We start from the raw sequence: 21195 nt of genomic DNA, 5'->3' as shown, positions 1-21195 counted from the left end.
TAAGCCCATGCACGCTCCCACACCCGTCAGCTTCCGCGAAGCCCTGCTCTACTGGCTCAAGCTGGGCTTCATCAGCTTCGGCGGCCCGGCCGGCCAGATCGCACTGATGCACAGCGAGCTGGTCGAGCGCCGCCGCTGGATTTCCGAGCAGCGCTTCCTGCACGCGCTGAACTACTGCATGCTGCTGCCCGGCCCCGAGGCGACCCAGCTGGCCGTCTACATCGGCTGGCTGCTGCACCGGACATGGGGCGGCATCGTGGCCGGGCTGCTGTTCATCCTGCCTTCGCTGCTACTCCTGATCGGCCTGTCCTGGATCTACCTGGCCTGGGGCCACTTGCCGGTCATTGCCGGGATCATGGCGGGCATCAAGCCGGCCGTGGTCGCGATCGTCATCGCGGCTGCCTGGCGCATCGGTTCGCGCACGCTGCGCAATGGTGCACTGGCGGCGATCGCCGTGCTGGCCTTCATCGCCATCGCCCTGTTCGAGGTCCCCTTCCCGCTCATCGTGCTGGCGGCCGCACTGGCCGGCCTCGTGGGCGGACGCGTGTCGCCTCAGCGCTTCGGCCCCGGCGGCGGCCACCCGGCCGACCGCAAGCACTACGGTCCGGCCCTGATCGACGACGACACGCCGACGCCGGCGCACGCCCGCTTCTCGCTGCGCGGCCTGGTGAAAGCCTGTGCAGTCGGCATCGGCCTGGCCCTTGGCGCCTGGCTCCTGCTGGCCCTTGTGTACGGCGTGGACGGCACGCTCACCCGCATGGGCTGGTTCTTCACCAAGGCGGCGCTGATGACCTTCGGCGGCGCCTATGCGGTGCTGCCCTACGTGGTGCAGGGCGCGGTCGAGAAATACGGCTGGCTCAGCGCCACCCAGATGATCGACGGTTTGGCGCTGGGCGAGACCACGCCCGGACCCTTGATCATGATCGTCGCCTTCGTCGGCTTCGTCGGCGGCTGGACCCATGCCCTGTTCGGCCCGGCCGCGCTGCCGTTTGCCGGCATCGCCGGCGCGCTGGTGGCGTCGCTGTTCACCTTCCTGCCCTCGTTCGTCTTCATCCTGGCCGGCGGTCCGCTGGTCGAGTCCGGGCGCGGCAACGTGCGCCTCACCGCGCCGCTCACCGCGATATCGGCCGCGGTGGTGGGCGTGATCGCCAGCCTGGCCGTGTTCTTCGGCCAGCACGTGTTTTTCGCCGGCGGCCGGGTCCAGCCGGCGGCGATCGCGATCGGGGCTGCCGCCAGCGTCGCCCTGCTGCGCTACAAGGTGGGACCCATCAAGCTGATCGCCGCCTGTGCGCTGGTGGGCGTCGTGCTATCGTATTGGCATGCCTGAAAAAATCATCCTGCTGAACGACCTGCGCTCGCCCGCGCTGGCTGTGCCGAGTGCGCCGGAAGCCCCGACTGGCCTCCTGTCGGATGCCCTCGGCCGGCCGCTGCACGACCTGCGCATCTCGGTGACCGACCGCTGCAATTTCCGCTGCGTCTACTGCATGCCGAAAGAGGTGTTCGACAAGGACTACGCCTACCTGCCGCACAGCGACCTGCTTTCGTTCGAGGAAATCACGCGCGTGGCGCGCCTGTTCATCGCGCACGGGGTCGAGAAGATCCGCCTGACCGGCGGCGAGCCGCTGCTGCGCAAGAATCTCGAACGCCTGGTCGGCATGCTGCGCGCCCTGGGCACGCCGAGCGGCCGCCCGCTCGACCTGACGCTCACCACCAATGGCTCGCTGCTGGCGCGCAAGGCGCGTGCGCTCAAGGACGCAGGCCTGGACCGCGTGACGGTCTCGCTCGACGCCCTCGACGACGCCGTATTCCGGCGCATGAACGACGTCGACTTTGCCGTCAGCGACGTACTGCACGGCCTGGACGCCGCGCATGAAGCCGGCCTGGGGCCGATCAAGGTCAACATGGTGGTCAAGCGCGGCACCAACGAGGACCAGATCCTGCCGATGGCGCGCCACTTCAAGGGCTCGCCCTTCATCCTGCGCTTCATCGAATACATGGACGTTGGCGCGTCGAACGGCTGGAACATGGATGAAGTGATTCCGTCCGCCGAGGTGATCCGCCGCATCGGCGCCGAGCTACCACTGGCCCCGGTCGGCGCCAATTACCTGGGCGAGACCGCCGCGCGCTGGCGCTACCTGGACGGCAGTGGCGAAGTCGGCGTCATCTCCAGCGTCACCCAGGCCTTCTGCCACGACTGCACCCGCCTGCGCCTGTCGACCGAGGGCAAGCTGTACACCTGCCTGTTCGCCACCCAGGGCCACGACCTGCGCGCGCTGCTGCGCACGGATCGCAGCGATGCGGACATCTCGGGCGCCATCGCCCAACTGTGGCGCGGCCGCGCAGACCGCTATTCCGAGACCCGCACCATCGACACCTCGGGGCTCGCGCGCGGCAAGAAAGTCGAAATGTCGTACATCGGCGGCTGATACTTCGAACAACATGGAAAAGACACTCATCACCGGATTGATCCTGGCGGGCGGGCGCGGCTCGCGCATGGGCAACGTCGACAAGGGCCTGCAGCCTTTCCGCGGCAAACCAATGGCGCAGCACGCGATCGAGCGCCTGCTGCCGCAGGTCGGCTCGGTCATGGTCAACGCCAACCGCAACCTGGAAAGCTGGCTGGAGCTGGCCGCGCCGGTGTGGGCCGACGAGACGCCCGGCTTCGCAGGGCCGCTGGCCGGCCTGGAAGCCGGCTTGATCCACTGCGCCACGCCCTGGCTGCTGGCCGTGCCCTGCGATTCGCCCTTCCTGCCGCTCGATCTGGCCGCGCGCCTGTCGGCTGCGGTCGAAGAACAGGACGCCGACCTCGCCTTTGCCGTCACCCAGGAAGCTGGCATGCGCCCGCAGCCGCATCCGGTGTTCTGCCTGGTGAAAGCGAGCCGGCTGCCGGTGCTGTCGCGATACCTGCGCGAGGGCGGCCGCCGCATGGACGGCTGGTACAAGGATTTGAAGACGGTCGAGGTGCTGTTCGAGGACGCGGACGCGTTCCGCAACATCAATACCCTGGACGAGCTGCACGACCTGGACCTGACGCGGCCACCCAGCATGGCGCAGGTGGTCAGCTGCCTCTCCAGCTACGATCCCGAAGCCTTGCCCGTGCGCGACGCCCAGCGCATCATCCGCGAGTTCGTGCAGCCCGTGCGCGCCATTGAGAAGGTCGCGCTGCGCGCTGCGCTCGGCCGCGTGCTGGCGGCGGACATCATCTCGCCGATCAACGTGCCGGCCCACGACAACTCTGCCATGGACGGTTTTGCCCTGCGCGGCGCCGACCTGCAGGGCGATGCGCCGGTGACGCTGCGGGTGATCGGCACCACCTTTGCCGGTAATGCCTCACCCATAGTCCCCGCCAGCGGCGAATGCGTGCGCATCATGACGGGCGGCGTCATGCCGGAAGGCTGCGACAGCGTGGTGCCGCAGGAGTTCGTCACCCAGGACGGCGACCTTATCACCCTTCCGGCCGGCGTGATCCGGCCAGGCGACAACCGCCGCTTCGCCGGCGAAGACCTGAAGGCCGGCAGCGCGGCCCTGCAGGCGGGCCGCGTAGTGCGCCCGCCCGACCTCGGCATGTTGGCCTCGCTCGGCATCCCGGAAGTCGCGGTGCAGCGGCGCCTGCGCGTGGCCTTCTTCTCGACCGGCGACGAACTGCGCTCGGTCGGCGAGCCGCTGGGCGAAGGCTGCGTCTACGACAGCAACCGCTACACCATCTACGGCATGCTGCAGCGCCTGGGCTGCGACATCATCGACATGGGCGTCGTGCGCGACGACCCTGCTGCGCTGGAAGACGCCCTGCGCGGCGCCTGCGAGAACGCGGACGCCATCATCACCTCGGGCGGGGTGTCGGTCGGCGCCGCCGACTACACCAAGCAGATCATGGCCAAGCTGGGCGACGTGACCTTCTGGAAGATCGGCATGCGTCCCGGGCGTCCGCTCGCCTTCGGACGCGTCAATTCGAACGGCCGCAGCGCCTTCCTGTTCGGGCTGCCGGGCAATCCGGTGGCGGTGATGGTTTCGTTCTACTTTTTCGCGCGCGAAGCGCTGCTGCGCATGATGGGTGCGGAAGCGCCGCTGCCGCTGCTGCGCGCGCGCTCGAGCGGCGCGATCCGCAAGAAGCCGGGGCGCACGGAGTACCAGCGCGGGATCCTGGCGCGAGGCGCGGACGGCGAGCCGGAAGTGCGCATCACCGGCTCGCAGGGCTCGGGCATCCTGCGCTCGATGTCGGAGGCGAACTGCATGGTGGTGCTGCACGACGAGCAGGGGAATGTCGCCGCGGGCGACATGGTCGATGTGCTCGTGTTCGAGGGTTTGATGTAGGGTGGGCGGCTTTGCCGCCCACGCGGTGATAGTTGCGACGTGAGCAGCCGCGCAGGCTGCAGTACCGTGATTTGAACGCATGGGCGGGAAACCCACCCACGCTACGTCAATCGTCTGCGTCCAGCCTGTCCGGCCCCAGCATCAGCTGCGCCGCCTCGGTCGGCAGCGCCTCCACCGACTTCAGCTTCTTCGCCATCGCGCGGCTGCGCACCTCGGCGCTCTCGATGTTCTTGGCGGCCTTCTCCAGCGTCGCCTTGGTGGTGGCCAGCACGTCGCCGAACTTGGTGAACTCGGTCTTTACCGCACCCAGCACCTGCCACACTTCGGACGAGCGCTTTTCCAGCGCCAGCGTGCGGAAGCCCATCTGCAGGCTGTTGAGCAGCGCCGTCAGCGTGGACGGGCCGGCGATGGTCACGCGCAGCGAACGCTGCAGGTCGTCGGCCAGGCCGGGACGGCGCATCACTTCCGCATACAGGCCTTCGGTCGGCAGGAACAGGATCGCGAAGTCGGTGGTCTGCGGCGGCGACACGTATTTTTCGCAGATGGTCTTGGCTTCGCCCCGCACCGCGCGTTCCAGCTCGGCGCCGTAGCGCGCCACACCCTCGGCGTCGGCCAGTTCCGAGGCTTCCAGCAGGCGTTCGTACTGCTCCTTGGGGAACTTGGCGTCGATCGGCAGCCACAGCGGCGCACCGCCGTCGACCACGCCCGGCAGCTTGATGGCGAATTCGACGCGCGCGCCGGTGCCGGCCACGGTCTCGACGTTCTTGGCGTACTGGTCGACGGTCAGCACCTGCTCGAGCAGCATCTCGAGCTGGACTTCGCCCCAGGTGCCGCGCGTCTTGACGTTGGTGAGCACGCGTTTCAGGTCGCCCACGCCGATCGCCAGCTGCTGCATCTCGCCCAGGCCCTGGTGCACCTTCTCCAGCCGCTCGCTGACCTGTTTGAAGCTCTCCGTCAGGCGCGTTTCCAGGGTCGCGTGCAGCTTCTCGTCGACGGTCTGGCGCATCTCTTCCAGGCGCTTGGCGTTATCGAGCTGCAGGTCGCGGATCTTGGTTTCCAGCGTGCCGCGCACTTCCAGCATGCGCTGGGCATTCGATTCGGTCAGGTTGGACAGGGTGAGCTGCAGGGTGTCGGCGAAGCGCTTCAGCGCGCGCGCCTGCTCCTCGCGCCCGCTGGCCGAATGCAGCTGCATCTGCTGGCGCATGCCGTCCAGCTGCTGCACGGTGGCCGCGTGGTACTGCCCCATGTGGCCGGACACTTCCTGGCGCGTGGCCTGCGCGGTCGATTGCATCTCGAGCCGCAGCTCGCGCTCCAGGCGTTCGATGTGGCGGCCGTCGCCGTTGGGACGGGCGCGCGCCAGCAGCAGGAACTGCAGGACGATGACGATCGCCACGGCGACCAGGATCAGGATCTCAATGATGCTCATGCGTCTCAGTCAGCCTTGTTCCGCATCCAGTCGGCGGTATGGTAGAAGGACTGCATCATTCGCATGCGCAGTTCTTCGTCGTAGCCCAGGTCTTCCATCGCCCAGGCCATGGCGCGCAGCCACTGGTCGCGCTCCTGCGTGCCGATGGCGAACGGGAGGTGGCGCGCGCGCAGGCGCGGGTGGCCGTAGCGTTCCACGAACAGATCGGGACCGCCGGTCCAGCCGGACAGGAACATGAACAGTTTTTCGCGCGAGCTGTCGTTAGGTTGCGGGTGCATGGCATGGATGCCGGCGAACTCGGGCTCCAGCTGCATCAGGTCGTAGAAGCGGTCGACCAGTTCGCGCAGGCGCTCGGCGCCGCCCATCACCTCGTAGAGGGTTTGTGCTTCGGGGGTGTTCGGTTCAGACATGCCGCCATCATAGCTTGCCGGGGCCGCTCGTGGCCACCCCGGCGCTGCACTGTTGTCAGCTTAACGCATCATGCCTCACGCAGGGTCTGCAGCGGCGGCTGGCGCAGCACGCTGCGCAGGCCTAGCCAGCCGCCGACCAGTGCGCACAGCGCGCCGACCACGACGCCCGCCAGCCACACCTGCGGCTCGAACTTCCAGGCGAACTTGAAGACGTACTCGGCCAGCACCCAGCCCATCGCCGCCGCGCCGGTGGCGGCCAGCACGCCGGACAGCCCGCCGACCAGTACGAATTCGATCCGCTGCGCGCTCGCCAGCTGGCCGCGGGTGGCGCCGAGCGCGCGCAGCAGGCCGGCTTCGCGCGTGCGCTCCGACTGCGATCCCATCAGGGCCGCGTACAGCACCAGCACGCCGGAGGCCAACGTGAACATGAACAGGAACTCGACCGCCACCACCACCTGGTCCAGCACTTCCTGCAGCTGGCGGATAATGCCGGAGACGTCGATCACGGTCAGGTTCGGATAAGCGCGCGTGAGCTTGTTGGTCAACTCCCCGCCACTGCCGGGAACGTGGAAGGCCGTCATGTAGCTGGTCGGCGCATTCGCCATCGCCGCCGGATTGATGATGACGAAGAAGTTGGCGCGCATCGAGCCCCACTCCAGCTTGCGCAGGCTGGTCACCTTCGCTTCGACCGGCAGGCCGCCCATGTCGAAGCGCATGACGTCGCCCAGCTTCAGGCCCAGGGTCTTGGCCAGCCCCTGCTCTACCGACGCTTCGGCCACGCCCGGCGCGTCCTTGTACCAGCTGCCCGCGACGATCTCATTGGTCTCCGGCAGATTGGGCACCGTCGACAGGTTGAACTCGCGCTCGGCCAGGCGGCGCGCGTCGCCGTTCTGGTAGCTGTCGCGGGTCAGCTGCTTGCCGTTGACGGCGGTCAGGCGGCCGCGGATCATCGGGTACAGCATCACGTTCTGCACGCCCGCGCCGCGCAGCTGCTGCTCGACGCCCTTGGCCTGCTCCGGCTGGATGTTGATGATGAAGCGGTTCGGCGCGTCCGGCGGCGTCGCCGTGCGCCAGGCAGCCATCAGGTCGCCGCGCACCACGGTGAGCAGCAGCAGCGCCATCAGGCCCAGCGACAGCGACACCACCTGCACCACGGTGGCGCCGGGACGTCGCTGCAGCGAAGTGATGGCGAAACGCCAGCTCTGGTTCCTGGAGGCGCCGCGCAGGCGGCGCAGCAGGCGCAGGCCGAGCCAGGCCACCAGGGCGAACACGCCCAGGCCGCCGAGGAAGCCGCCGGCCGTCATCATGGCCAGCTTCGTATCGCCCGCCTGCCACAGCAGGAGCAGCAGGAACACGCCGATGCCGAGGCCATAGGTGGCCAGCGCCAGCGGCTGCGGCGCGGCGGCCTCGCGCCGGATCACGCGGTTGTGCGGCACGTTGCGCAGCTGGAGCACCGGCGGCAGCGCGAAGCCGACCAGCAGCAGCATGCCGGTGGCGATGCCCTGCAGGGCGGGCAGCAGCGAGACCGGCGGCAGGTCCGGCGGCAGCAGCGTGCCGATCATCTCGAGCAGGACGAAGTGGGCGCCGAAGCCCACCGCGACGCCCAGCACGCTGCCGGCCAGGCCGACGATGGCGAACTCGATCAGGTACAGGGCGCCGACCTGGTTCTGGGTCATGCCGAGGCAGCGCAGCATCGCGCAGGCGTCCAGGTGGCGCTGCATGAAGCGGCGCGCCGCCATGGCGACCGCGACTGCCGCCAGCATCGCCGACAGCAGGCCGACCAGCGACAGGAAGCTGTCGGCGCGGTCCAGGGTGGCGCGCATCTCGGGGCGGCCGTTCTCGAGCGTCTCGATGCGCACCCCGCGCACGTTGCGCGCGGCGATGTCGGCGCGCAGCCACTTCTCGTAGGCGGCCACGCCGGCGGTGTCGTTCCTTGACTTGGACGCCACCTGCAGGCGGTAGCTGACGCGCGAGAACGCATCCACCAGGCGCGTGGCCGGCAGGTCTTCCATCGCCAGCATCACGCGCGGCGCGAAGTTGGCAAACGAGGCGCCCTTGTCCGGTTCGGTGGCGATCAGCTGCGCGATGCGGAACTGCTTGTCGCCCAGCTGGATGGTGCCGCCCACCTTGGTGCGCAGGGCCGGCAGCAGGTTGGCGTCGACCCACACGGTGCCGGGCGCGGGGATGGCCGTGGTCTTCTGGCCGAGCGCGCGGCTGGCCTGTTCGGGATCATTGCTGACGGTGAGCTGGCCGCGCAGCGGATAGCCGGGAGTGACCGCCTTCACCGCCGCCAGCTGGGCGCTCGAGTTCTCGCCCTCGCCCGCCTGGGCCATGCTCTGGAAAGTCGCCGTTTCGGCGATGAGCAGGCCGCGGCGCGTGGCCTCGTCTCGCCAGCGCTGCTGGATCGGATCGTCGGCGTTCAGCAGCAGGTCGGCGCCCAGCAGCTGGTGGGCGTCGCGGTTCAGTCCCGCACGCATGCGGTCGATGAAGAAGCCCACCGAGGACAGCGCGGACACGGCCACGATCAGGGCCACCAGCAGGAAGCGCAATTCGCCGGCACGCCAGTCGCGCGCGGTCATGCGGAAGGATTGGATCAGCATGGGGTCCCTAACGTGGCGGCGTTGGCGAAGAATTCATCCACCTCGGCCAGGCATGCGCGCTTGCGCTCCGGGTCGAGGAAGGAGGCGGCGAAGCTGTTGCGGGCCAGCTGGCGTGCGTGGCCGGCGTCGAGCGGCAGCGCCTCGAAGGCGGCGATGAAGTTGTCGTTCATGTAGCCGCCGAAGTAGGCCGGATCGTCCGAATTCACCGTGGCGGCCAGGCCCGCATCTAACAGCTCGCGCAGGTTGTGGCTGCCCATCACGTCGAAGACGCGCAGCTTGATGTTCGACAGCGGGCACACGGTCAGCGCCATGCCTTCGCGCGCCAGGCGCTGCACCAGCTCCGGGCTCTCCAGGCTGCGCACGCCATGGTCGATGCGCTCGACCTTGAGCACGTCGAGCGCGCTTTCGATGTAGGCAGGCGGGCCCTCCTCGCCCGCGTGCGCCACCAGGCGCAGGCCGAGCTGGCGGGCACGCTCGAACACGCGCGCGAATTTTTCCGGCGGGTGGCCGACCTCGGACGAGTCCAGGCCCACGCCGATGAACTTGTCGCGGTAAGGCAGCGACTCGTCCAGCGTGGCCAGCGCTTCTTCTTCGGACAGGTGGCGCAGGAAGCACATGATCAGGGTGGCGCTGATCGGGCCTTCCTGGCAGGCGCGCCAGATGCCATTGATGACGGTCTCGAAGGGCACGCCGCGCGCGGTATGGGTCTGTGGGTCGAAAAAGATCTCGGCATGCCGCACATTGTCGGCATGGGCACGCGCCAGGTAGGCCGCCGTCATATCGTAGAAATCCTGCTCGGTGAGCAGCACGCTGGCGCCTGCGTAATAGATGTCGAGGAAGGATTGCAGGTCGCTAAAAGCGTAGGCCTCGCGCAACGCCTCCACCGAGGGATAGGGCAGCGATACGCTGTTTCGTTGTGCCAACGCAAAGATCAGCTCGGGCTCCAGCGAACCTTCGATATGGATGTGCAATTCTGCCTTCGGCATGTTCTGCAAGATGCTGCGCAGCTGGTCATTCAGCATGATGTTCTCCGGCGCTGGACAAGGGTCGATGGGACATGGCCGACAAGTGTAACGCATGCCCGCCAAGGCCTTGCGCCATAGGCGAAATGGTCCGATTCAGGCCAGGCGGTATTGACAGTACGCGTGCGCCACAGCTTGAGCATATCGTGCACTATCGGATCACACCTGTTGATATTCAGGCAGCCTGAAGCGGCCCGAATCGACCGCTTCAACACCACGTCAAAGGCTGTTCCGGAACACGTTTCGAAGGGGCCGCGGAAGCCGCTCGAAATCGCGTTTTTCTTATTCGATTCAAGCACTTGCATATGCATTACCTGCACGCACGACACTGCTTTGACTTCGGGAACTAATAGGCACATAATAAATTTCACAAACGCAAAAAAGACGCTCTCCAAGCAACGGGAGACCGGCAGGGCCGATCAGGACCTCACCGGGACCACAACAAGAAAATCGCCAGCATTTCCGGCGCCGGCCAACCCGGTTCCGCATGCGGCGACCCACAAGGAGTACGCCATAAAAGAGACCGGGGCCTGAGGCAGCCCTGCACAGTCGGCTGCCATGACGTGATCGTTGTTCGCACATTAAAGGACATTCGAAATGAGCATCTTTGACAACTACACCGCCCGTTATGAGCGTACCCGGGAAGAGGAATACTCCATGACGGAGTTCCTTCAACTGTGCAAGAAAGACCCACTGACCTATGCCAGCGCGCCGGAGCGCATGCTGGCGGCCATCGGCGAACCCACCCTGGTCGATACCCGACTCGACCCGCGCCTGTCGCGCATCTTCGCCAATAAAGTGATCAAGATCTATCCAGCCTTCCGCGAGTTCTACGGCATGGAAGAAGTGATCGAACAGGTCGTCTCCTACTTCCGCCATGCGGCCCAGGGGCTGGAAGAACGCAAGCAGATCCTCTACCTGCTGGGCCCGGTCGGCGGCGGCAAGTCTTCGATCGCGGAAAAGCTGAAACACCTGATGGAGCAGGTCCCCTTCTATGCCATCAAGGGCTCGCCGGTGAACGAATCGCCGCTCGGCCTGTTCAACGAAGAAGAAGACGGCACCATCCTGGAAGAAGACTACGGCATCCCGCGCCGCTACCTGCGCACCATCCCGAGCCCCTGGGCCGTGAAGCGCCTGCACGAGTTCGGCGGCGACATCAACAAGTTTCGCGTGGTCAAGCGCTACCCGTCGATCCTGAAACAGGTGGCGATCGCCAAGACCGAGCCGGGCGACGAAAACAACCAGGACATTTCCTCGCTGGTCGGCAAGGTCGACATCCGCAAGCTCGAGGATTACGCCCAGGACGATCCGGACGCCTACAGCTACTCCGGCGGCCTGTGCCTGGCCAACCAGGGCCTGATGGAATTCGTCGAGATGTTCAAGGCGCCGATCAAGGTGCTGCACCCGCTGCTGACGGCCACGCAGGAAGGCAACTACAAGGGTACCGAGGGCTTCGGCGCGATTCCTTTCGAAGGCATCGTGCTGGCGCACTCGAACGAATCCGAGTGGAAGACCTTCCGCAACAACCGCAACAACGAGGCATTCCTCGACCGTATCTACATCGTCAAGGTGCCTTACTGCCTGCGCGTGTCCGACGAGATCAAGATCTACGACAAGCTGCTCCACAACTCCTCGCTCGACAAGGCGCCCTGCGCGCCCGGCACGCTGCGCATGATGGCGCAGTTCGCGATTCTGTCGCGCCTGAAGGATCCGGAGAACTCGAGCGTCTATTCCAAGATGCTGGTGTACGACGGCGAGAACCTGAAGGACACTGATCCCAAGGCCAAGTCGATGCACGAATACGTCGACTACGCGGGCGTGGACGAAGGCATGAATGGCCTGTCGACCCGCTTCGCCTTCAAGATCCTGTCCAAGGTCTTCAACTTCGACAATACCGAAGTGGCGGCCAATCCGGTGCACCTGCTCTACGTGCTCGAGCAGCAGATCGAACGCGAGCAGTTCCCACCGGAGACCGAGCAGCGCTACATGTCCTATATCAAGGAACACCTGGCGCAGCGCTACGTCGATTTCATCGGCAAGGAAATCCAGACCGCTTACCTGGAAAGCTATTCGGAATACGGCCAGAACATTTTCGACCGTTACGTGACCTTCGCCGACTTCTGGATCCAGGACCAGGAATTCCGCGACCCGGACACCGGCGAGAGCTTCGACCGCGAATCGCTCAACGCCGAACTCGAGAAGATCGAGAAGCCGGCCGGCATTTCGAATCCGAAGGATTTCCGCAACGAGATCGTCAACTTCAGCCTGCGTGCGCGGGCCACCAACGCCGGCAAGAATCCGGCCTGGACCAGCTACGAGAAATTCCGTAGCGTGATCGAGAAGAAGATGTTCTCGAACACCGAAGAACTCCTGCCTGTCATTTCCTTCAATGCGAAAGCGAGCGCCGAGGATGCTAACAAGCATGCCGACTTCGTGGCCCGCATGGTCGAGAAAGGGTATACGCCGAAACAGGTGCGGCTGCTGTGCGAATGGTACCTGCGCGTGAGGAAGTCCTCCTGACAAGGGCACCGCGCCGCGAAATGAGGCGTGCGCCGTACGCGTAATTGCGCTGCGTATTAAGATGGATGCATCGAGATGCCGCCAGCCCACCCGCAAAGTACTGGCGGCACTTCGTGCCACCACAGGAGGTTAGTTTGACTTACCTTATTGACCGTCGCTTGCAGGGCAAGAACAAGTCCGCGGTCAACCGCGAACGCTTCCTGCGCCGTTACAAGGCGCAGATCAAGGATGCGGTCGGCCGCGCGATCAAAGGCCGCTCGATCACCGATATCGAGAACGGCGAAAAAGTCACGATCCCCGTCAAGGACGTGAACGAACCCCACTTTGGCCACGCCCACGGAGGCGTCTGGGAAACCGTCAACCCGGGCAATACCGAATACCAGAAAGGCGACCAGTTCAACCGTCCGCGCAGCGGCGGTGGCGGCTCGGGACGCGGGCGCGCCGGCAACAGTGACCAGACCGTCGAGGACGATTTCATCTTCGAGCTGTCGCGCGAAGAATTCATGAATTATTTCTTCGAGGATCTTGAGCTGCCGAACATGATCAAGACGCAGCTCACGCAGACCATCGAATTCAAGAACCAGCGCGCCGGCTACAACGTGTCCGGCACGCCCTCCAATATCCACGTGCTGCGTTCGCTGCGCGGTGCACTGGGACGCCGCATCGCGGTCGGCGGCCCCGCCAAGCGCCAGCTGAAAGAAGCCGAGGAAGCGCTGCAAGCCCTGTTCGACGAAGGCGCGCCTTCCGATGATGAGCAAGTGATCGAACTCAAGGACAAGATCCACCACCTGCACATCCGCCTGAACGCGATTCCCTTCATCGACCCCTTCGACCTGCGCTATTCGAACCGGATCAAGGTGCCCAAGCCGAGCACCTCGGCCGTGATGTTCTGCATCATGGACGTGTCGGGCTCGATGGACGAAACGCGCAAGGACACCGCCAAGCGCTTCTTCATCCTGCTCTACCTCTTCCTCAAGCGCGTCTACGAAAAGATCGAAGTCGTCTTCATCCGCCACCACACGGCCGCGGCCGAGGTCGACGAGAACGAGTTCTTCCACTCGCGCGAATCGGGCGGCACCGTCGTGTCCTCGGCCCTGCACCTGCTGCAGAAGGTGCTCACCGAACGCTACGGCAGCGCCGACTGGAACGCCTACGTGGCCCAGGCCTCGGACGGCGACAACTGGGACAACGACTCGGTGCTGTGCAGGCAGATCCTGACCAACGCGATCATGCCGCGGGTCCAGTACTACACCTACGTCGAGATCACCGACGGCCCGCCGCAGAACCTGTGGGAACAGTATTGCGAGGTGGCCGACAACCACAAGAACTTCGCGATGCAGAAGATCGTCACCCCGGCCGACATCTACCCGGTCTTCCGCGAGCTGTTCAAGAAACAGCCCCGGTGACCAACAACGGAGGCCCGCCATGCCAAGAGACCCGAACAACCCGCGCGCCCTGCCTGACCAGTCGGAATGGACCTTCGACCTGATCGAACAGGCGCACGAGGAAATCAAGCGGGTGGCCAAGCGCTACGGCCTGGACACCTACCCCAACCAGCTCGAGATCATCACCGCCGAACAGATGATGGACGCCTACACGTCCGTCGGCATGCCGGTGTCGTACAACCACTGGTCTTTCGGCAAGCACTTCCTGAGCACCGAGAAGAGCTACAAGCGCGGCCAGATGGGCCTGGCCTACGAGATCGTCATCAACTCGAATCCCTGCATCGCCTACCTGATGGAGGAAAACAGCCTGACGATGCAGGCGCTGGTGATCGCCCATGCTGCCTACGGGCACAATTCCTTCTTCAAGGGCAACTATCTGTTCCGCACCTGGACCGATGCCGACGCCATCGTCGACTACATGGTGTTTGCGAAGAACTATATTGCCGAGTGCGAACAGCGTTACGGCATCGATGCGGTGGAAGAACTGCTCGATTCCTGCCATGCGCTGCAAAACTATGGCGTGGACCGCTACAAGCGCCCGGCCAAGCTGTCGGTGGCGCAAGAGACCGCGCGCCAGAAGGAACGTGAGGAATACGCCCAGTCGCAGGTGAACGAAATCTGGCGCACGCTGCCGCTACGCGAGGAACAGGTCGCCAGTGCGGCGCCGATGCGCTTTCCGCCCGAGCCGGAAGAAAACCTGCTCTACTTTATTGAAAAGTATGCGCCGCTGCTGGAACCCTGGCAGCGCGAGCTGGTCCGAATCACCCGCAAGATCTCGCAGTATTTCTATCCGCAGCGCCAGACCCAGGTGATGAACGAAGGCTGGGCCACCTTCTGGCATTACACCATCCTGCAAGACCTCTATAAAGAAGGCATCGTCGGCGATGGCTTCATGCTGGAGTTCCTGCAGAGCCATACGAATGTCGTCTACCAGCCGCCGGCGACCAGTCCGTATTACAGCGGTATCAATCCGTACGCGCTCGGTTTCGCGATGATGACCGACATTCGGCGCATTTGCGAAGACCCGACCGATGAAGACCGCCAATGGTTCCCGGACATCGCCGGCAGCGACTGGCTCAAGACCCTGGACTTTGCAATGCGCAATTTCAAGGACGAGAGCTTCATCGCCCAGTACCTCTCGCCCAAGCTGATCCGCGAGTTCCACTTCTTCGCCGTGCTCGACGACGACCGCAGCGACAAGCTGACGATCTCGGCGATCCATGACGAGCAGGGCTACCGCTACGTGCGCCACAAGCTGGCCGACCAGTACAACATCGGCAGCCGCGAACCGAACATCCAGGTCTGGCAGGTCAATACCCGGGACGACCGCGCCCTGACCCTGCGTCATACCCAGTTCAACCGCCGCCCGCTGAACCAGCAGGCCCAGGAAGTGCTGAAGCACGTCGCCCGCCTCTGGGGCTTCGACGTGCGCCTCGAAACCGTGGACCCGAGCGGCCACGTGGTCAGCTTCCTGGAGTGCAGGCGCGAGAAACGCGGCCGCTGAACCGGGCCGGGCGCATTCCCCAGGCCGAGCGGCGCCCGCCCGGCCACCCGCCAGGCTGTCTGCCCGGCCACTAGCCGACCGGTCTCCCTCACGCGTCGCGTGCGGAGTTCCTTTTTTTCTACGACCGCGCTACACTGGCAGGCCGCTACTCGGCCGTGGCATATGTCCACATGCAGTTGCGCACCGCACTTACCTACCGTCCGCAGCACTAGCTTCCATGCCTAGCCGCATGTTTTGCCACCCCTCCCCCATTTAAATGACCAGTGCCACGTAATTTTTTTGCGCGTCGGTGCGCGAACGCACTGTTCAAATCGCTCATTTCCGTGTAGTTTTGCCATGCATGAGAAGCAGATATCTCGCGTTCGGTTGACAGAAGCACAACTGAAGCATATCAAGACGCGTTTCTCCCATGAGTTTCAGCTATGGGCTGGAGAGGGAAAACGGGTTGCGATGCGCTGCTCAACAGGACGCGGGGCTTCCGAGAAACTGGCTATAGTTTGTAAAAAGATCCACAAACTGGTATATGAAATTTGCCATTTAGCTGTTTTGGCATGAAATATTTGGCAAAACCGACATCCATGCCTGATGATCCACAGATGGAGGACACGCACTACACAAAATTACAAATCACCCCTGCTTTCTGGACCACGCACACCCCGGTGCCAAGCTTGTATAGATGAGCTCGTTTGGGCGTTTTTAGAGGCAGTTTAGACCCCTTTTGGCGGTGTAAAAATGTCTCCTCAAAAAAGAATTCGTAGGTATAATTCTTTGATGTCCCGGATGCGGCCCTAGGTTTTTGTCGTGTTTAGTGGGTTTAGTGGCAACAAAAAAGAGTTGGTATTGGAGAAAGATGGCATGAATTTTACGCATGATAAGCAACCGGGTAGGAATTTCACCGGCCTCGCCATTGTTATCCTGTTGCACGTTCTGGTTGCTTGGGCCGTCATCAATGGCCTGGGTACCCGCATCGTGAGCAAGGTGGCCGAGGCTGTGGAAACGAAACTGATCGAAGAGGTGAAGCCGCCGCCACCGCCGGAAACGCCGCCGCCGCCACCACCGCCAGAGATGAAGGCTCCGCCACCGCCGTTCATCCCGCCGGTCGAAGTGCAGGTGCAGACGCCGCCGCCGCCGCAGAACGCGATCACCACTGCAACCAATACGCCGCCGCCGACCACCTCGCTGGCTCCTCCGGCTCCTCCGGCGCCGCCGGCCCCGCCGGCAGCACCGCGCGGTCCAAGCGTCACCCAGGCAGTGGTCGACTTCAATACCTGCTCGCGTCCGGAATATCCGCGTTCGTCGCAGCGTAACGAAGAAACCGGCACCACCACCCTGCAGTTCCTGATCGGCGCCGATGGCGGCGTGAAGGAATCCAAGCTGCAGAAGTCGAGTGGCTTCCGTGATCTGGACCGCGCAGCACAGGCGGCTCTGAGCAAATGCCGATTCAAGCCGGCCATCGTCGATGGTCAGCCGAAAGAAGGTTGGACAGCGGTGCAGTACGTCTGGACGCTGGAATAAACCGAGACAGAACACCGTCTCAACACTATGATTTTCGTTGTTACTAAGTTCAGCGAACTGTCTATTTTATATTTTTGGAGGAAGCATGTTTAAGAATACCCGTTTGTCCGCTATGCTGGCGGCTGTCCTGTTCTCGGTATCGGCAGCATCGGCCCTGGTCTCCGCACCGGCCTTCGCTGACGCACCTGCCGCAGGCGCTGCTGCTCCGGCGGCTGACGCGGCTGCAGCACCGGCTGCCGACGCAGCTGCTGCACCGGCTGCCGACGCAGCCGCCGCTCCGGCTGGCGACGCTGCCGCTCCGGCCGCTGGCGCGACCGAAGAAGTCAAGAACCCGTACGGCTTCGCAGCCATGTGGGAAGAAGGCGACTTCGTCAACAAAGGCACCATCATCATCCTGTCGCTGATGTCGATGGGTTCGTGGTACATCATCATCACCAAGCTGATCGACCAGCAGAAGATCATGCGCCAGTCGAAGGAAGCTTCGGCCAAGTTCTGGAAAGCACCGTCGATCGCCGCTGGCTCGGCTCAGCTGAAAGAAGGCTCGCCGTTCCGCTTCATCGCTGAAACCGGCACCAAGGCAACCCAGCACCACGACGGCGCCCTGCTCGAGCAGATCGACCTGTCGACCTGGGTGACCATGCAGATCCAGCGCGCCGTGGACCGCGTCCAGTCGCGTCTGCAAGATGGCCTGTCGTTCCTGGCAACCGTCGGTTCGACCTCGCCGTTCATCGGCCTGTTCGGTACCGTCTGGGGCATCTACAACGCGCTGACCGCCATCGGTATGTCGGGTAACGCATCGATCGACAAAGTGGCAGGCCCGGTGGGTGAAGCACTGATCATGACCGCATTCGGTCTGTTCGTGGCAGTCCCGGCGGTTCTGGGTTACAACTGGCTGGTTCGTCGTAACAAGTCGGTCATGGAAGACATCCGTTCGTTCTCGGCTGACGTTCACTCGGTCCTGATCTCGGGTGCCATGTCGACCTCGAACGCAGCTGCTGGTGCCAAGAAGGCTGGTTAATCATGTCGATGAGTGTCGGCTCCGATTCCGGAGATGAAGATGCCGTGATGTCAGAGATCAACACGACGCCGCTAGTCGACATCATGTTGGTTCTTCTGATCATCTTCCTGATCACCAGCCCGGTGGTTCTGAATCTGCAGAAAGTGAACCTGCCTGCAGAAACGAACCAGGTCACCAAGTCCAAGCCGGAAGACGTCAACATCACCATCAACAAAGATGGCGAGATGTACTACAACCAGACGCGCATCGCGAACACGGACGAGCTGTTCAAGTTCCTCGCGGAGCAGTCGGTGAAGCAGCCGCAGCCGGCCGTAAAGGTTCGTGGTGACCAAGCGTCGCGTTACGAAGCTGTCGGCCGCGTGATCTACACGGCTCAGCGTGCTGGGATTCAGAAGGTCGGTTTCATCATCGAACCGCCTGACAAGGGCTAACGTCCTGTCCGCGATATCGGGGTTTTCTACGGAAGACCTTGATATCGCGTCCGTGACCCCAACATTTGAAAAGGAAACACCATGGGCATGAACGTAGGTTCAGGCTCCGCTAAAGGAGCTGATCCAGAACCGATGATGGAAATGAACATGACGCCGTTGATCGACGTCCTGCTCGTTCTCATCATCATGATGATTATCACGATTCCGAAGCAAGACCACTCGGTCAATCTGAACATGCCGGTCGGCACCCCGCCGCCGCAGACCACCCAGCCGGTGGTCGTGACGATTGACGTGGACTTCGACGGCACCATCCTGTGGGATGGCCAGGTTGTCCCGGATCGTGCGAGCCTGGAAGCCAAGATGAATGCTGTGGCAGCAATGCCTGACCAGCCGGAAGTGCACCTGCGTCCGAACAAGCTGGTCGAGTACAAGGTGGTCGCCGGTGTCATGGCAACCGCCCAGCGTCTCGGTGTCACCAAGATCGGCATGGTCGGTAACGAGCAGTTCCAGTAATCGATCCATGTATGACCAACACGGCAGGGTTTCCCTGCCGTGTCCATTTTGAAGAAGGATGTTTTCAGATGATTAAATTCCGTCTCGCACACCTTGGCCTGGCACTGGCCGCCCTCGGCTTCACCGCCGCCCTGCCGGTCATCGGCCTGGCACCTGTGCACGCCGCGGTCTCCCTGCGTCCGGAAGTCGGCAAGCCGCTGCAACAAGCGCAGACGCTGATGAAATCGGGTAACGCCAAGGGCGCACTGGCCGCCCTGCGCGACGCGGACAAAGCTGCGAAAACCGACGACGAGCGCTTCCTGATCGAGCGCGTGCGCGCCTCGGCGGCCTCCTCGGCCGGCGATTGGGGCACCGCTGCCAAATCCTTTGAAGCCCTGCTCGATTCGGGCAAGCTGAGCGCCGGCGAGCGTTCGCAGTTCTCGGAAGGCCTGGTCGGCATCTACATGCGCGCAGGCGACCTGAACAAGGCAAACGAGACCATCAAGAAGCTGCTGCAAAAGGGTAACGATCCGAAGCTGCGCGCCTACCTGCTGCAGAACTACTACAAGCAGGGCAATGTCGCCGCGCTCGAGCAGGAACTGCGCGTCGCCGAAAAGAACGGCCGCCTGTCCGAAGACGAACTCGGCATGCTGGCGAACATCCAGCTGAAGAAGAACGACAAGTCGGGCTATGTCGACACCATCGAGAAGCTGGCCGCCAGCTATCCGAAGGCACAGTACTGGAACGACCTGCTGAACCGCGTGCAGGGCAAGCCTGGCTTCTCCGGCCGCCTGATGGTGGACGTGTACCGCCTCAAGCTCGCCAACAACCTGATGAAGAAGCCGAGCGAGTTCATGGAAATGGCCCAGCTGGTGCTGCAGGCGAAAGCCCCGGCCGAAGCGCTGAAGGTCATCGACAAGGGCTACAAGGCCGGCGCACTGGGTACCGGCGCCGATGCCGAACGCCACAAGCGTCTGAAGGACCTGGCCGACAAGAACATGGCCGAGCAGAACAAGGCCGTCGCCGCCCTCGAAGCCGAATACACGGCTGCCAAGGACAACGACGCGCTGGTGGGCCTGGGCTACGCGCTGGTGCAGGCTGGCCAGGCCGACAAGGGTCTGAAGATGATGGAATCGGCCGTCAAGGCTGGCGGCCTGAAGTACGCTGAAGAAGCCAAGCTGCGCCTGGGCGAAGCCTACGCCGCGGCCGGCAAGAAGCAGCAGGCCATCAGCACGCTGAAGGGCGTCTCGGGCAAGGACGGCACCGCCGACCTGGCTCGCTACTGGATCATGGCGATCAATCGCCCGATCTCGGGCTAAGACGACGCTTCGAACTTCATCGAAACGTCAAACGCCGCCTGTTCGCAGGCGGCGTTTTTTATTGCGGCACCACATCGGTGTCCGGCATTCTCGCGAGTCCCCGCCCTACTCTGGGGCATCGTTGCTGTGCAACATGCGAGTTACCGTATAATCAGGTATTTCGCGCCGGAGCGGCCGGCTGCGCATTTGGAACATTGATGAAGGTATTTCGCGGACTTCCCAACGACAGGGCGCGTGCACCATGCGCCCTCACGATCGGCAACTTTGACGGTGTCCACCGCGGCCACCAGGCATTGTTGGCGCACGTGCGCGGCGCTGCCGCCGAACTGGGGATCGAAGCCGCCGTGATGACCTTCGAACCGCATCCGCGCGAGTATTTTGCCCGCCGCGCAAACGACCTGTCCAAGGCCCCGGCCCGCATCGCCAACCTGCGCGACAAGCTGGGCGACCTGTCCCATGCCGGCATCGACCGCGTCATCGTCGAACACTTCAACGAACACTTCGCGTCCCAGTCGCCGCAGGATTTCATCGAACGCGTGCTGGTCGAGGGCCTGCACGTCAAATGGCTGATGGTAGGCGACGACTTCCGCTTCGGCGCCCGCCGTGCGGGCGACATCGCCATGCTGCAGGAAGCCGGCCGCGAATACGGTTTCCAGGTCGAGACCCTGAAGGCCGTGATGCTGGGCGAACGCCGCATCTCGTCCTCGGCCGTGCGCGAAGCGCTGGCTGCGGGCGACTTCCGCGCCACCCAGCAACTGCTCGGCCACCCCTACACCATGTCCGGCCACGTGATCCACGGCCAGAAGCTCGGCCGCACGCTGGGCTTCCCGACCCTGAACCTGCGCGTGGCGCACCGCCCCGCCCTGGCCGGCATCTTCGTGGTGCAGGTGCACGGCCTGGCGGACTCGCCGCTACCGGCGGTCGCCAGCCTGGGCGTGCGCCCGACCGTGGAAGACGCCGGCCGCATGCTGCTGGAAGTGCACGTGTTCGATTACGCGCAGCCGTCCTACGGCAAGCTGGTGCGGGTCGAATTCCTCGCCAAGCTGCGCGACGAGGAAAAATACGTCGACCTGCCCACCCTCACCGCCGCGATCGAACGCGACGCCGCGCAGGCACGCGCCTACTTCACGCACCGCAACGGCGCCCTGACGGCGACCGATCGAATTTGACACGCGTCCGCCG

The 21195-nt window shown here is 64.0% G+C and carries 16 protein-coding genes; 12 read left to right on the top strand and 4 right to left on the bottom strand.

Translation table 11 applies throughout. The features are described from left to right. Positions 1-7 precede the first annotated feature (7 nt). Genes chrA through glp form a run of 3 tightly spaced genes read left to right on the top strand, consistent with a single transcriptional unit; the run spans position 8 to position 4311 of the window. Positions 8-1327, top strand: a complete 1320-nt coding sequence (gene chrA / locus GV068_RS20850; protein ID WP_159702349.1) for a chromate efflux transporter — start codon at positions 8-10, stop codon at positions 1325-1327. Further along, entirely contained in the window at positions 1320-2426 is a 1107-nt protein-coding gene (moaA, locus tag GV068_RS20845; RefSeq protein WP_159702346.1) for a GTP 3',8-cyclase MoaA, read from the top strand. Before chrA ends, moaA begins: the two co-directional genes overlap by 8 nt. Positions 2427-2439: 13 nt before the next feature. After that, entirely contained in the window at positions 2440-4311 is a 1872-nt protein-coding gene (gene glp, locus GV068_RS20840; protein WP_159702343.1) for a gephyrin-like molybdotransferase Glp, read from the top strand. A gap of 106 nt (positions 4312-4417) precedes the next feature. Here glp and GV068_RS20835 read toward each other — a convergent pair whose 3' ends face one another. The 4 genes from GV068_RS20835 to GV068_RS20820 all read right to left on the bottom strand — a co-directional run bounded on the left by GV068_RS20835 (position 4418) and on the right by GV068_RS20820 (position 9769). Beyond that, entirely contained in the window at positions 4418-5737 is a 1320-nt protein-coding gene (locus GV068_RS20835) for a DNA recombination protein RmuC (RefSeq protein WP_159702340.1), read from the bottom strand. A 5-nt stretch (positions 5738-5742) separates the two neighbouring features. Next, positions 5743-6147, bottom strand: coding sequence for a group II truncated hemoglobin (locus tag GV068_RS20830; protein WP_159702337.1), 405 nt, complete (start codon positions 6145-6147; stop codon positions 5743-5745). A 68-nt stretch (positions 6148-6215) separates the two neighbouring features. Continuing rightward, positions 6216-8747 carry an ABC transporter permease gene (locus tag GV068_RS20825; RefSeq protein ID WP_159702334.1) on the bottom strand — a complete coding sequence of 844 codons (2532 nt, stop codon included), beginning with the start codon at positions 8745-8747 and terminating at the stop codon, positions 6216-6218. Beyond that, positions 8741-9769, bottom strand: coding sequence for an adenosine deaminase (locus tag GV068_RS20820; RefSeq protein WP_159702331.1), 1029 nt, complete (start codon positions 9767-9769; stop codon positions 8741-8743). The genes GV068_RS20825 and GV068_RS20820 overlap by 7 nt, the downstream gene beginning before the upstream one ends. Positions 9770-10366: 597 nt before the next feature. On the opposite strand from GV068_RS20820, the gene GV068_RS20815 reads away from it, so the two are divergent. The 9 genes from GV068_RS20815 to GV068_RS20775 all read left to right on the top strand — a co-directional run bounded on the left by GV068_RS20815 (position 10367) and on the right by GV068_RS20775 (position 21182). Next, positions 10367-12289 (top strand): PrkA family serine protein kinase, encoded by a 1923-nt coding sequence (locus GV068_RS20815; protein WP_159702328.1) that lies wholly within the window; start codon positions 10367-10369, stop codon positions 12287-12289. Between the two features lie 134 nt (positions 12290-12423). Continuing rightward, entirely contained in the window at positions 12424-13695 is a 1272-nt protein-coding gene (locus tag GV068_RS20810) for a YeaH/YhbH family protein (protein WP_159702325.1), read from the top strand. Positions 13696-13714: 19 nt separating this feature from the next. Then, the gene (locus tag GV068_RS20805; protein WP_159702322.1) at positions 13715-15238 is read left to right on the top strand and encodes a SpoVR family protein; all 1524 of its coding nucleotides are present in this window, start codon (positions 13715-13717) and stop codon (positions 15236-15238) included. 855 nt (positions 15239-16093) lie between these two features. Then, a complete protein-coding gene (locus GV068_RS20800; protein WP_159702319.1) occupies positions 16094-16753 on the top strand; it encodes an energy transducer TonB in 660 nt (219 codons plus the stop codon). 85 nt (positions 16754-16838) lie between these two features. Continuing rightward, complete coding sequence (locus GV068_RS20795; RefSeq protein ID WP_201303326.1) at positions 16839-17771, top strand: MotA/TolQ/ExbB proton channel family protein; 933 nt, start codon at positions 16839-16841, stop codon at positions 17769-17771. 2 nt (positions 17772-17773) lie between these two features. Continuing rightward, positions 17774-18202, top strand: coding sequence for a biopolymer transporter ExbD (locus GV068_RS20790; RefSeq protein ID WP_159702316.1), 429 nt, complete (start codon positions 17774-17776; stop codon positions 18200-18202). 81 nt (positions 18203-18283) lie between these two features. After that, positions 18284-18715, top strand: a complete 432-nt coding sequence (locus GV068_RS20785; protein WP_201303325.1) for a biopolymer transporter ExbD — start codon at positions 18284-18286, stop codon at positions 18713-18715. A 68-nt stretch (positions 18716-18783) separates the two neighbouring features. Beyond that, complete coding sequence (locus GV068_RS20780) at positions 18784-20013, top strand: lipopolysaccharide assembly protein LapB (RefSeq protein ID WP_159702313.1); 1230 nt, start codon at positions 18784-18786, stop codon at positions 20011-20013. Positions 20014-20210: 197 nt separating this feature from the next. Beyond that, a complete protein-coding gene (locus GV068_RS20775) occupies positions 20211-21182 on the top strand; it encodes a bifunctional riboflavin kinase/FAD synthetase (protein ID WP_159702310.1) in 972 nt (323 codons plus the stop codon). Positions 21183-21195: the final 13 nt, after the last annotated feature.

This window comes from Massilia sp. 9I (genome assembly GCF_902506415.1).
GTDB lineage: Bacteria > Pseudomonadota > Gammaproteobacteria > Burkholderiales > Burkholderiaceae_D > Telluria.
Note: the sequence above shows the minus strand (reverse complement) of the source record. Positions and strands in the feature narration are given on the sequence as shown.